Source organism: Butyrivibrio sp. AE2005 (genome assembly GCF_000686965.1).
Classification (GTDB): Bacteria; Bacillota; Clostridia; order Lachnospirales; family Lachnospiraceae; genus Butyrivibrio; species Butyrivibrio hungatei_A.
Genome location: NZ_JMMD01000005.1, coordinates 68,202 through 81,253 on the forward strand (window position 1 = coordinate 68,202; position 13,052 = coordinate 81,253).

Genomic DNA, 13,052 nt, shown 5'->3' on the forward strand with positions numbered 1-13,052 from the left:
ATTAAATTGATAAACAGGGATGGGGGGATATTTTGCAAGAGACACTAAATGAGATGGACACGATAAATGCTACCAATAAGGGCTCTTCTTCGTCAGTAAGCGGAGCTCTTGGTAGTTTTACGCCTAAATATGCCGATGAAATGCAGGCTTGGCAGGACAAGTTCTGCGAGATGGCAGGGGTTTACGCCTTCTGCCTTGATCCGGCAGGTGTCCCTCTCAGTAATTTTTCCGGAAATCCTCATGAGATAGAGATCATAAAAAAATACGTTACGGAACCCAGAATAAAGAGTATCCACAAGCGAGTGTCGGAGAGCGACCTCGAGGATCAGGCGGTTGAGATAACAGAGATTCCGAACCTGCGTCTTGCTGCGGTAGCTGTTAAAAACGGCAATACAACAGCGGCTGTGTGGATAGTCTGTGGGGTGTTCACTGATTTTGAATACGATTCCGAGTATTTTCATCTTGAGCCGATAGATTCTTTCGGCTACAGAACTTCAGAGAGTAAATTTTATAAGACGCTGGATATATTGCGCACGACACTTGATATTCTCATAAAGCTTGAAGCTTCCAGATCCAAAGCTGTGGCTGTAAGTGAAGAGAGCAGGCAGCAGGAGCTTGAAATGACGAATTCATTCAGGCGTGCCGAGACCATGACTGAGATAGTATCACTCCTTGATAGCGACGATACTATTGAAGAAATAATGGTCGAGATATTAAAGAAGCTCTGCACATATCTCCAGATAAGCAACGGATTTACCTGTAAGGTTCATCACAATTCTCTTATGGATATTGTTGTTCAGTGGACTGCTTCCGGTGTTGAAAAGATTTTTCCTGAGACCACTGACAGAGAGCTTTGCTGGTTCCTTGGAAGCGAGAAGGCGGTTGTTATATCAAGTGATACGGCGATGAATGCGGGCGAGCGCGAACAGGTGGAAGACCTTGGCATTAAGGCTCTTGTCGCAATGCCTGTTATTATTAACGGCTCGGCTCTTTTCTATGCATGCCTTACAGAGAACAGAGAGAACAGGATATGGTCGATAGATGACGTTAAGTTTATCAACGATGCGATCCGCGTTCTACAGACAATAATAACAAAGAGACTTCAGAAGAATTCGCTCGCAAGTTCTTTTGCTTCGCTTGAAGCTGTGCTTGATAACGTGGGAAGTGCCATCTACGTAAGGGATATAGGCACCGGCGTCCTTCTGTTTGCAAACAGAAGCTTTAAAAAGAACTTTAATAAAGAGCTTACCGAGAATACTCTTGTGGATCTTTTTGAATCAAATATTCCCGCGAAGAGCAGAAGCGGAAACTACGAGGTTCATCACAAGGACAGAGAGAAATGGTACGATGTTTACTACACTAGGATCAAGTGGGTGGACGGACGTCCCGTTTCTTTGTGTGCTATATATGATATTACCGAGAAAAAGCTGTATCAAAAGAGAATTGAGCAGCAGGCATATACAGATTTCCTGACAGGCCTTTACAACAGAATGTGCTGTGAGAAAGACCTTGCCAGATACATTGACGAAGCAAGGACAAAGCGTATTCACGGTGCGCTTATGTACCTTGATCTTGATGACTTTAAGCATATCAACGACAGTTTGGGACATCAGTACGGAGATGTTCTTTTAAGAGATATTTCTAAGGCGATAAGCAGGATCGAAGGAATAACCAATTCCTGCTACAGAATGGGTGGAGACGAGTTCGTTATTATCGTTCCTCCCGAGAGTTTTGATAGACTCCCCAAGATCATTGAGGAGATAAAAAATACTTTCGCAACACCGTGGTATCTTAAGGACAGCGATTATTACTGTACAATGAGTATGGGTGTTGTAAAGTATCCCGATCACGGTGACAATGTTTCGGAACTTATCAGAAAGTCCGACGTTGCGATGTATGAAGCGAAGAAATCCGGTAAGAACAGGATTGCCGAGTATTCCGACAATATTGATTCTTCATCGATACACAGACTCGATCTTGAGAAGAATATGTATGACGCTATAACAAAGAGTTGCAGCGAGTTTGAGGTTTACTTCCAGCCTGTTATCAGCGAACCTATAGACAACAAGAGCGGAAGAAAGCAGTACAAGCACGTCGGTGCAGAGGCTCTTGTAAGATGGAACAGTTCAAAGCTTGGGTTCTTAAGCCCGGACGAATTTGTTCCGCTTGCTGAGTACCTGGGACTTATCACACCTATCGGTAATCATGTTCTTAAAAAAGCTTGTGAGTGCTGCAGACAGTGGAATGAGTCGGGAACGGGAGAATATGCGGTTTCCGTAAATCTTTCCGTTGTGCAGATTATGCAGAACGACATCGTGGATGTTATAAGGAAGAATATTGAAGAAAACCACATCAATCCCCGTAATCTGGTACTTGAGCTTACTGAGAGACTTGCGATAAACGATCTTGCAAGAACGAAGCAGACGCTTCTTGATATCAAGGCACTCGGAGTAAGGCTTGCACTTGATGATTTCGGTACGGGTTACTCTGCTCTTAGCAGTATAAGAGCGCTTCCTTTTGACATAATCAAGGTTGACCAGAACTTTGCCAAGGATCTTGCCGAGGATGATTATTCGCAGGCATTTATCCGCATGATGGCAGAGCTTGGAAAGGCAATAAATGCCGAGATCTGCGTTGAAGGAATAGAGACGCAGGCGCAGCTTGATGCGATAAAAGGAATGGGAGTTAAGTACGTTCAGGGTTATTATTACGACAAACCCATGCGCAGAGTGGCTTTCGAGGAAAAGTACGTTTATAACTAAAAATATGTTATTATATAAGAGCGCTAAACGGCACAAAGATATAAATGTAAAGGTTAGGATTTAATAATGGCAGAAGTAATTACAAATACAAGTGATAATGCTGAGGTGGAAAATACACCTTCCAGACATTTTATAGAGCAGGCTATAGACAAGGATCTTGCGGAGGGAGTTTACGATCATGTATGCACAAGATTTCCTCCCGAGCCAAACGGTTTTTTGCATATAGGACATGCTAAGAGTATTCTTCTTAACTACGGAATGGCAAAAGAATACAACGGCAAGTTCAACATGAGATTTGACGATACCAATCCCACCAAGGAAAGATCTGAGTTCATGGACTCCATTATCGAGGACGTTAAGTGGCTCGGTGCGGATTATGAAGACCGTCTTTTCCATGCTTCGGATTACTTTGATGAGATGTATGAGAATGCCGTTAAGCTTATAAAAAAGGGCAAGGCATACGTTTCAGAGCTTACTGCCGAGCAGATGCGTGAATACAGAGGAACACTCACAGAGCCCGGTAAGGACGATCCTAACAGAAACAGAAGTGTTGAGGATAACTTAAGACTTTTTGAGGATATGAAGAACGGCAAGGTCGAGGACGGCGCTATGACACTGAGAGCCAAGATCGACATGTCTTCACCTAACATAAATATGAGAGATCCCATTATCTACAGGGTTGCTCATATGACACATGCACGTACACAGGATAAGTGGTGCATTTATCCTATGTATGACTATGCTCATCCCATTGAGGATGCGATCGAGGGTATAACACATTCACTCTGCACATTGGAGTTTGAGGATCACAGACCTCTTTACGATTGGGTAAAAGAGGAGTGCGGCTACAAGAATCCTCCCCGTCAGATTGAGTTTGCGAAGCTCTACCTCAACAATGTCGTAACAGGTAAAAGATATATCAAGAGACTTGTAGAAGACGGAATTGTTGACGGATGGGACGATCCGAGACTTGTAACCATCGCAGCACTCAGAAGAAGAGGATTTACTCCCGAGTCAATTAAGATGTTCGTTGATATGTGCGGAATCAGTAAGGCACAGTCAACTGCAGAGTACGCGATGCTTGAGTATTGCATAAGAGAAGACCTTAAGCTTAAGGCAAAGAGAATGCTTGCAGTTCTCAACCCCGTAAAGCTTATAATAGATAACTATCCTGAGAATGAGACAGAGTATCTCGAGATTGAGAATAACAAAGAAGTTCCTGAGATGGGAACAAGAAAGATTCCTTTTGGAAAAGAGCTCTATATCGAGAGAGAAGACTTCATGGAGGAGCCTCCGAAGAAGTATTTCCGTCTTTTCCCCGGAAACGAAGTAAGACTTATGAACGCTTACTTTGTAACATGTACGGGTTGCGATAAGGATGAGAACGGCAATGTTATCGCCGTACATTGTACTTACGATCCCGAGACTAAGTCCGGAAGCGGATTTAACGCAAGAAAAGTTAAGGGCACGATCCACTGGGTTGCTGCAAAAGAAGCGGTAACTGCAGAAGTTCGTCTTTATGAGAATATTATTGATGAGGAGAAGGGCGTTTATAACGAGGACGGTTCTCTTAACTTAAACCCCAACTCAATTACAGTTATCAAGGATGCTAAGCTTGAGCCCGAACTTGCAGATGCGGTCAGCTACGACAAATTCCAGTTTGTAAGAAACGGATTTTTCTGCGTTGACAGCAAGGATTCTAAGCCCGGAGCACCTGTATTTAACAGGATCGTTTCGCTTAAGAGTTCTTTTGTTCTGCCAAAGAATAATTAAAAATTTTTCTATAGTAATATTTAGAAAAGAGGTATAGAAATGGCTGGTATTTTTTCTGGACTGGAGAAGCTTGGACTTGGAAATATTGACGGAGGAAATCTTTTTGAGGATCCAAACAAGAAAGAGGCCAATGTCAAGAAAGCTGAGCCCCAGAAGAAGCTTACACTTGTCAATGAGGAGGATTATCTTTTTGACAAGAAATATAAATGTCCTATCTGTGATTCGGACTTTGAATCAAAGACTGTTCGTACAGGTAAGGTTAGAATGAAGGCTGTGGATGTGGATTTAAGGCCTGACTATTCTGAAGTCGATCTTACAAAGTATGACATCATTGCATGCCCCGAATGCGGATATGCGGCGCTTGGAAGATATTTCACGACGCTCAATAAGTATCAGATTGACGATATCAGAAACAAAATCTGCATGAATTACAAGAAGCAGGACTACAAGGAGCCTATATACACATATGAGCATGCACGAAGCCTTTATCAGCTTGCACTTGCAAATGCGGTAGTAAAGAAGGCGAAGAACAGCGAGAAGGCTTATATCTGTCTTAAGACAGCCTGGGTAATTAGAGGTGAGACTCAGAGACTCGATCAGGACGAAGCTGATTACGAGAAGAAGAAAAAAGATAACGACGCTCAGGAGCTTGAGCTTTTAAAGAACGCACTTAACGGATTCATCATGGCAAGGCAGTCAGAAGATTTCCCTATTGCCGGAATGGATTCGACAACGCTCGATTATCTTATCGCAGCACTTGCATTTGAGACAGAACAGTATGATATCGCAAGCAAGATGATCTCTGAACTTCTCATGTCCAGAACCGCAAACAGCAGGATTAAGGACAAGGCTAGAGCACTTAAGGATATGATGGCCGAGAAGCAGGGCGAAAAGTAATTCTCCCAAATAAAAACAGACATAATAAAACCCCATGGATAGCGATATCCGTGGGGTTAACTATTATTTATAACTTATCTTCTTCATTGCCAAAGAATTCATCAGGTGTAGCGGAATCATTGCTTTCGGTAGTGCTTATTGCTTCGGCAGCTTCAGCAGTAGTTGCGGCTTTTCCGGCCTTTTCTTCGGCGGTTTTGATGTCTACGTATTTTCTGGAACCGAATCTGGACTCGGTTGCTTCATCCAAATCCTCATCGAAATCTTCGAACTCTTCAAAATCATCGTCATCAAAACTGTCGGCAATCTCAGCATCTCTCTTACTTAAGTAATAATATACACCGGCTGCGGCTGCACCAACAGCAGTACAGAATAAAATAAACTTTCCGAATCCATTTCCCTTGGACATAACCATACATCCTCCTATCCAAACGTTGAATTAATTTTATAACAATTTTCAGATAAATAAAAGTACGTTGTATTAAAAATTAATAAATAACGGCAAATCGTTTGAATTAGTACTTACAAAATGATATATTAAAATCAGACTGATGTAGTCAATTGAAGCCGGAGAACGTGTATGAATGAACGATTTTTTGAGCTAAAAAAAGATAAGCAGGAACGGATCATTAACGCGGCGTTTAAGGTGTTTGCGGAGAACGGCTACACGCATTCCAGCACCGACGAGATAGTTAAGACTGCGGATATCAGTAAGGGCCTGTTGTTTCATTATTTTGGAAATAAAATCGGTTTGTATTCTTTTCTGTATGATTATGCGACGAGGTCGGTGACGCTTGAATTTTCGACACATGTTGAAAAGAGTGAGACCGGCTACTTTGAGCTGTACAAGCAGGTTCTTGCGGCTAAGGGCGATGCTCTTAAACGGTTCCCGTATATTTTTTCTTTTCTGAAAAAAGCGGATGAAGAGACGGATACTAAGGCTTCTTTTGAAATAAGCGAGAAGCGGGAGAAGTTCTCGCTGATAATGCGTGCGCTTAAAGAGAGGGCGGACATAACAGTCTTTTCCACGGGAGTTGACTACAACAAAATATGGTACATTCTTGATTATACGGTGGAAGGAGTACTCGAAAAGAATATCAGAGGTGGTAGCTTTAGGGCAGACCTGTTTATGGAAGAAGCTTTGGAATACGTTGATATGGTTCAAAGGATGGTGCTTACATAATAAGGAGGCTAAAAAATGGGTAAATTTTTAGTGGCTGGTGTAACACAGATTGAAACTATCGTAAGAGTTGAAAAGATTCCTGTCAGCTTTGCGCCTATGACAAGCGCTATAGATTCTATCTATACCGCGATGGGCGGTGATGCCTACAACGAGTCGCTTGCGCTTGAGTGGCTGGGTGACGAGGTTGTCTTTATGTCAATTGTCGGACGTAATCAGGATCTTGAGATGATCAATCCGCCCGACAGGAGAATCACGCTTTCCACTGAATATATTATCCCGCAGATGAATGATACGCCTACCGAAGTTGTTCTGTACGACAAGGAAAGGCGACAGCAGATCTTTGAAGATATCAAGGATCTTAGAGAAAATACATATGACATGTCCATGGTTCCGCCTATTGCGGAGAGCTGTGACATGGTAGTTCTGGCCAATGCGAATTTCTGCAGGCCGTTTGTTAAGGTTGCGAAAGAGCACAATAAGCCTGTCGCAGTCAACATCAGATATTACGAGAGAGAAAAAGAAAAATATAACGCAGACTTTCTAGACTCCGCAAAGGTTCTTTATTTCAGTGACGATACTTTGACGGAAGATCCCTACGATTTCATAGACAGAATGGCAAATACATACGGAACGGAGATAATTATCCTCGGTCAGGGCAGTGAAGGACTGATGCTTTATGACAAAGTTCAGAATCTTCGAATTCACTACAACACCGTTAAGACCAACGAGGTAGTAAATACCATAGGTGCAGGTAATGCGCTTTTTGCATGCTTCCTTCATTACTACATGGAGACGGGAGACAGCGTAAACGCCATAAAGAATGCACTTTTGTTCGCATCCTACAAGATTGGATATATGGGAACGTCAAACGGATTTATGACGCCGGATCAGCTTGCACAGTGGAGAAACCTGATCTGGGGTATTAAGTAAAAAAGATACTATAAGGGGACCGATATGAAAAAAAGCGAAAATGAGCAAAAAAGAGCTTGCGGCGTTTTACTTCCTGTTTTTTCATTGCCGTCGAAATACGGAATCGGTGCGTTTTCAAAAGAAGCGTACGAGTTTGTGGATTTCCTTAAGAAAGCGGGGCAGAAGTATTGGCAGATCCTTCCTCTTGGGCCTACGGGATACGGTGATTCGCCTTATCAGTCTTTTTCTACTTTTGCAGGAAATCCGTATCTGATAGATCCTGAGTTTTTTGCGGAAAAAGATCTTTTGACATTGGAAGACCTTGAGGTATTAAAGAGCGAAGAGCCGGTTGATAAGGTTGACTACAAGACTATTGAGGCGCATAAATACGAGCTTATGCGCAAGGCTTTCGGAAATATAGATAAGGCCTTTGGAGCTTCTGGCATAAAAGCTGATTTCGAGAAGTTCAAGAAAAGCAACGGAAAGAAGTGGCTCTTTGACTATGCACTTTTTATGGCTCTTAAGGATATGTACGGCGGAAGGTCTTGGAATACCTGGGATGAGGCCATAAGACTCAGGAAAAAAGACGCCATGACAAAGTATAGGGAGAAGCTCTCGGAAGAGATAGATTTCTACTGCTTTGTCCAGTTTGTTTTTTATGTGCAGTGGAATGCGCTTAAAAATTACGCGAATAAGAACGGGATCGAGATTATCGGCGACATACCGATATATGTTGCTTTTGACAGCTCGGATACGTGGGCAAATCCTGAACTTTTCCTTCTTGATAAGGACAATGTTCCTATAGAGGTTGCGGGATGTCCTCCCGATGCGTTCAGTAAGACAGGACAGCTTTGGGGAAATCCGCTTTATAGGTGGGACTATCACAAGCAGACGGGGTATAAGTGGTGGCTTGAGAGAATAGGGCACTGCTACAAGCTTTATGATGTGCTTCGTATCGATCATTTTAGGGGCTTTGATGAGTATTATGCGATTCCTTACGGAAATCCTACGGCTGAGATCGGAAAGTGGCGTAAAGGTCCCGGATACGATCTTTTCGATGCGGTGAAAAAAGAATTCGGAGACGTAAAGGTTATCGCAGAAGATCTGGGATTTCTTACGCCTTCGGTCATTAAGCTTGTAAAAAAGACGGGATATCCCGGAATGAAGGTGCTTCACTTTGCGTTTGGAGCGGATGATGACAGCGAATATCTTCCGCACTACTATAACAGCAACTGCGTTGTATATACGGGAACTCACGACAATGATACGACAAGGGGATGGTATAAGACACTAAGCAGAGATGATAAGAAATTTGTGAGGGACTATCTTGGAGTAAACAGCGGAAGGCAGGTTATAAGCGGACTTATACGCGCTGCATTTTCAAGCGTTGCGGACACTGCGATAATTCCCATGCAGGATTATCTCGAGCTTGACGAGAGTGCAAGAATAAACATTCCGTCGACTCTCGGTGGAAACTGGCAGTGGAAGATGGAAGGCGATGAGCTCACGGATGAGCTCTGCGAGAGGATGTATAGCTACGCTAAAGTTTACGGAAGAATCAGGAAGTAAATGAAAATTTAGAAAGTAACTTAAGGCATAGGAAGTAGCCGGGAGACATAGAAAGTAACATGGGCGGAAAAGTATTCATTGTCTATAGGAGTGAGTTATAGACGAAATCGGCGATGTAGAAATACGTATCTATATCGCCGCAGGTGATTAAAATGATTCAGTGCTCATGTATGAATTGCTGTAGTGGAAATCTCCGGTTACGTCTTCGCGGAACCAGGAAGCGGGGTGATATGCGCTTGCGGCTTCTTCGCTTGGAAATTCAACTTCGGCAAGCAGACGACCGTTAAACGGCGCGTCAAAAACATCAAGTTCAATCTTGATGGCGCCTGATTTTATTGCAAAATTAATATTTGGATTGGCCGACAGAAATCCGTTATCAAATGCGTCTTCGTTAAGTGGCAGGAGATATCGGGTTTTCTTTATGATGTTGCCGTCACATTTTTTTACAAGATGATCATAGCTCACCGCATCAAGGGGCATGTTGTACTCCACCTTTCCGATGCCGCTTTTTTCTGCGGGTGAGGAGCCTTTGTAGGTCATATAGTATCTGTCGTCTTCTCTTCGTACGCGTACGGCGGGGGTTGTGTTTAGGTAGCCTTGCTCGATTATATGGCAGGGATATGTATCAAGGTTCTGCGGAAGGTCTTTTACGGTAAATTTTTTTTCTATCTCAATTCCCATGGTATATGCACCTTTCTGTGATTTTGTCTAAGACTGAATATACTTTTTGTGCTATCATGTCTTCGATTTTAGTGGTGTTATGACTTTTTATAATAAAATGATACCAAAAAGTCATAGATTTCAAGTTTTCATATCTTAAATTATAGTAGAGGACATGACTTTTTTGAATAAAAACTATCTAACAGGTCATGTTTTCTCAGATTAGTGCGAATAGAAATGATATAATGATTCATATAATTGCGTAGAAGAGCCGAAAAGACGAATGTTGAAAAGCGAAAGTATTAAGAATAAACGGAGGACGAATATGGCAAAAACAGCGATTTTTCTTGCAAACGGTTTTGAAGAAATAGAGGGACTTACAGTAGTGGATATTCTCAGGAGAGCGGGAATCGACATAACAATGGTTTCTATAACGGGAACTACAGCCGTTGAGGGTTCTCACGGAATAAAGCTTGAGGCTGATGATACAATTGAGAACTATGATTTTGGCGGAGTTGATATGATCATTCTTCCGGGCGGAATGCCGGGAACGAAGAACCTTGATGCGTGTGCGCCTCTCAAAGCTAAGATAGAAGAGTTTAACAACGCAGGCAAGATGCTTGCGGCAATCTGTGCTGCACCAACCGTATACGGCAAGATGGGACTTCTTAAGGGCAAAAAAGCCTGCTGCTATCCCGGATGCGAAGGCGACCTCATCGGTGCAAACGTATCTACTGACATGGTCTCAAAGGACGGCAACTTCATCACATCACGCGGCATGGGAACGGCAATTCCATTCGCACTTGCAATCTTAGAGCACTTCAATGGAAAAGAAGCAGCAGAGCAGATGGCACAAGCAATCGTATATACAGCGTGACTTTGGGGGCAACAGAAGTTGACCTAATTAAGGAAGATAGATCATTACACTACAAAATAAAAGGCAGATATTATAATTGTTGCGAATTTGTGCCACATCAATGAGACCAATTCTTTGGGCTCATTGATGTGTCCGGCACAATCTGAGCTAAATTATAATATCTGCCTTAAGCTTTAGTAGTGTAACCTATCGTAATCTATCAGGTTTTAAAGAACTGAATATCCTGATTAAGCTTATTTGCAACATCTTTAAGGTTAGTAGCCGAACCTGCAAGAGATGTAACAGTAGCGGAAAGTTCTTCCATAGAGGCGCCGGTTTCTTCTGATGAAGCGGCGTTCTGCTGTGAAATGGCAGAGAGCGAATTCATTGAATCCGATACAACATTCTTGGAAGATACGCAAGTCTCTGCACCTGAGGAGATGCTCTTTACACCGTTTACGGTCTCGCTGATATCTGAAAGCATTTCGTTTACGGAAATGAGTGTTTCGCCAAGAGCATCCTGCTGGTCAAGATTTCCTTTTCTTACTTCATCTGAAGCTTCAACCGCAGCTTCACTCTGCTCAAGAAGGATATCCATCTGTTTTCTGATATCGTCAGCCATTGCCTTGGAATCGTCGGCAAGTTTACCAATCTCTTCAGCAACAACCGCAAATCCTTTTCCTGCTTCGCCGGCCCTTGCAGCCTCAATCGAAGCGTTAAGTGAAAGGAGGTTTGTCTGAGTTGCGATACTTGCAATTCCTTCGACCTTCTCGTTGATGCTTGAAACCGCTTCCTGAGTAGCGGAGATAGTCCTTGAAATGTCGTCGATCTTGGAAGTCATGTTTGTACTTGATTCCTGAAGAGCTGAAAGCGACTGGGAAGAAGCTTCCGAAGCATCTTTCATTCTTGTTGCAAGAGCTTCAAGACTTCCGGTTGAACCCTGAACATTTGAAACGGCATCACCGATCTGAGTAACATTCTCGGAAGCTTTCTGAATCTCATCGGCCTGCTGGGTAGCACCGGATGCGATATCCTGAACTGCATTCGATACATCTTCGGCTGTTTGCGAAATCTGATTGGCCATATCTGAGAGCTCCTCGGATGACTCGCCGATTGTTGTTGCAGATGCTTTAATATTGGAAACAATTGCCTGAAGTTCATTTATTACAGTGTTTGTGTTGTTGATGATCGCTCCAAACTCATCTTTTCTGTTAATATGCTTGGTCACAACTGCAAATTTACCGTCAGCAAGCTCTGCGAGAGCAGTGTTGACATCGTTGATGGGGTTCGTGAAAGAAATAGCCATCTGTACAGAGATAAATGCTGTTAAAACGAGCAACACCAGTCCGACGATCACGACAATAAGTGCAGCGGATCTTGTCTCTGCGGTTACTACTTTCGTATCGGTTGCAGCAACAACTACAAAACCTGTACTCGGAGATTTCTTATAAGAAACTACGGCATGATATCCTTTACCGGTATCAACCTGATATACTCCGCTGTCCTGACCGGAAGTTACGAATTGTGATTTGCTTCTGTCATCTTCGTTCTCTGCAGTGATCTCATACTGTGAATGAGCAGCAACAAGTCCGTTTCTGTCAACGAAGAAAGCGTCGCTTGACTTTTCGGAAAGAAATTCATGGAATCTGTTAAGATCGAGATTTCGCTGAACAATACCTATAGCCTCACCCTTTGAATTGTACACGGGAGCTGCGATTGTAATCTGACGTACACCTGTTGATGCTGAAACTATGACATTGGAAACATAAGTATTTCCGTTCATTGCTTCTTTAAAGTAATCTCTTTCACCTACTTCGACAAGCTCTCCTGTATTTCTGAGAATCTGTTTTCCATCTTTGCCCGTAAGAACGGTAATGTTGCCGTCATTAAGCATTGTATCGATTTCTTCGAGATATTTGGCGGCCTCTTCCTGGAAAGTAACATTGAATGGAGTCTCCATGAATCGTGTTGTGGCAGGTGATTTGGCAAGTGTCTGAATACTCATTATATTTTTTTCCATAATGCCTTCAAATTCGGACTGAATATAGTTTGCTTGCCAGTTTAGTGTATTTTCTGCATCCTTAACCGCTTTTGAAGTCGATGATGCATAACTTACTATTACGGAAATAATAAGCGGAACAGCTGCTACTAAAAGCATTATTGCAATCATTCGCGGTTTAATGCTGTTCATAAAATTGGTAGTTCTTTTCTGGGGTTTGGAATCCTTTGCCATAGAAATTGCCTCCGTACTATAAAAGTAAATAACTTTAACACGTTAAAACGATTAAAAAATAATAACAATTTTATACTAAAATGATACTATTTAGCAGTTAAAAAATGACTGAAATTAGGAAAATTTTATATAGTTTTAATGATTTGGCGTGCTAAGTTCAGTATAATATCGGCAATTGGTTCGCTTAATTTAAGTGCCGGGATTCAAAATAGC

Annotated in this window: 10 protein-coding genes; 7 read left to right on the forward strand and 3 right to left on the reverse strand. The window is 42.5% G+C overall.

Annotation, left to right across the window (positions count from 1 at the left end; genetic code table 11):
• Positions 1 to 32: 32 nt before the first annotated feature.
• The 3 genes from DL92_RS0106100 (at position 33) to DL92_RS0106110 (ending at position 5,432) form a co-directional block, all read left to right on the forward strand.
• Positions 33 to 2,762, forward strand: coding sequence for a putative bifunctional diguanylate cyclase/phosphodiesterase (locus DL92_RS0106100; protein ID WP_155833819.1), 2,730 nt, complete (start codon positions 33 to 35; stop codon positions 2,760 to 2,762).
• A gap of 66 nt (positions 2,763 to 2,828) precedes the next feature.
• Positions 2,829 to 4,535, forward strand: coding sequence for a glutamine--tRNA ligase/YqeY domain fusion protein (locus tag DL92_RS0106105; RefSeq protein ID WP_242838990.1), 1,707 nt, complete (start codon positions 2,829 to 2,831; stop codon positions 4,533 to 4,535).
• A 39-nt stretch (positions 4,536 to 4,574) separates the two neighbouring features.
• Complete coding sequence (locus DL92_RS0106110; RefSeq protein ID WP_026656808.1) at positions 4,575 to 5,432, forward strand: DUF2225 domain-containing protein; 858 nt, start codon at positions 4,575 to 4,577, stop codon at positions 5,430 to 5,432.
• A gap of 67 nt (positions 5,433 to 5,499) precedes the next feature.
• Here DL92_RS0106110 and DL92_RS18430 read toward each other — a convergent pair whose 3' ends face one another.
• Positions 5,500 to 5,844, reverse strand: coding sequence for a hypothetical protein (locus DL92_RS18430; RefSeq protein WP_034462167.1), 345 nt, complete (start codon positions 5,842 to 5,844; stop codon positions 5,500 to 5,502).
• A gap of 165 nt (positions 5,845 to 6,009) precedes the next feature.
• Here DL92_RS18430 and DL92_RS0106120 point away from each other — a divergent pair, with 165 nt between their 5' ends.
• Genes DL92_RS0106120 through malQ form a run of 3 tightly spaced genes read left to right on the forward strand, consistent with a single transcriptional unit; the run spans position 6,010 to position 9,090 of the window.
• Entirely contained in the window at positions 6,010 to 6,612 is a 603-nt protein-coding gene (locus tag DL92_RS0106120) for a TetR/AcrR family transcriptional regulator (RefSeq protein ID WP_026667198.1), read from the forward strand.
• A 15-nt stretch (positions 6,613 to 6,627) separates the two neighbouring features.
• A complete protein-coding gene (locus tag DL92_RS0106125; protein ID WP_026656810.1) occupies positions 6,628 to 7,542 on the forward strand; it encodes a carbohydrate kinase family protein in 915 nt (304 codons plus the stop codon).
• Between the two features lie 24 nt (positions 7,543 to 7,566).
• Positions 7,567 to 9,090, forward strand: coding sequence for a 4-alpha-glucanotransferase (gene malQ, locus DL92_RS0106130; protein WP_026667199.1), 1,524 nt, complete (start codon positions 7,567 to 7,569; stop codon positions 9,088 to 9,090).
• Between the two features lie 147 nt (positions 9,091 to 9,237).
• Here the strand turns inward: malQ and DL92_RS0106135 are convergent, their stop codons facing one another.
• A complete protein-coding gene (locus tag DL92_RS0106135; RefSeq protein WP_330365508.1) occupies positions 9,238 to 9,771 on the reverse strand; it encodes a CYTH domain-containing protein in 534 nt (177 codons plus the stop codon).
• Positions 9,772 to 10,075: 304 nt separating this feature from the next.
• Between DL92_RS0106135 and DL92_RS0106140 the strand changes: the two genes are divergently transcribed.
• Positions 10,076 to 10,627, forward strand: coding sequence for a DJ-1 family glyoxalase III (locus DL92_RS0106140; RefSeq protein WP_026667201.1), 552 nt, complete (start codon positions 10,076 to 10,078; stop codon positions 10,625 to 10,627).
• Positions 10,628 to 10,826: 199 nt separating this feature from the next.
• Here the strand turns inward: DL92_RS0106140 and DL92_RS0106145 are convergent, their stop codons facing one another.
• The gene (locus tag DL92_RS0106145) at positions 10,827 to 12,839 is read right to left on the reverse strand and encodes a methyl-accepting chemotaxis protein (RefSeq protein WP_026667202.1); all 2,013 of its coding nucleotides are present in this window, start codon (positions 12,837 to 12,839) and stop codon (positions 10,827 to 10,829) included.
• Positions 12,840 to 13,052: the final 213 nt, after the last annotated feature.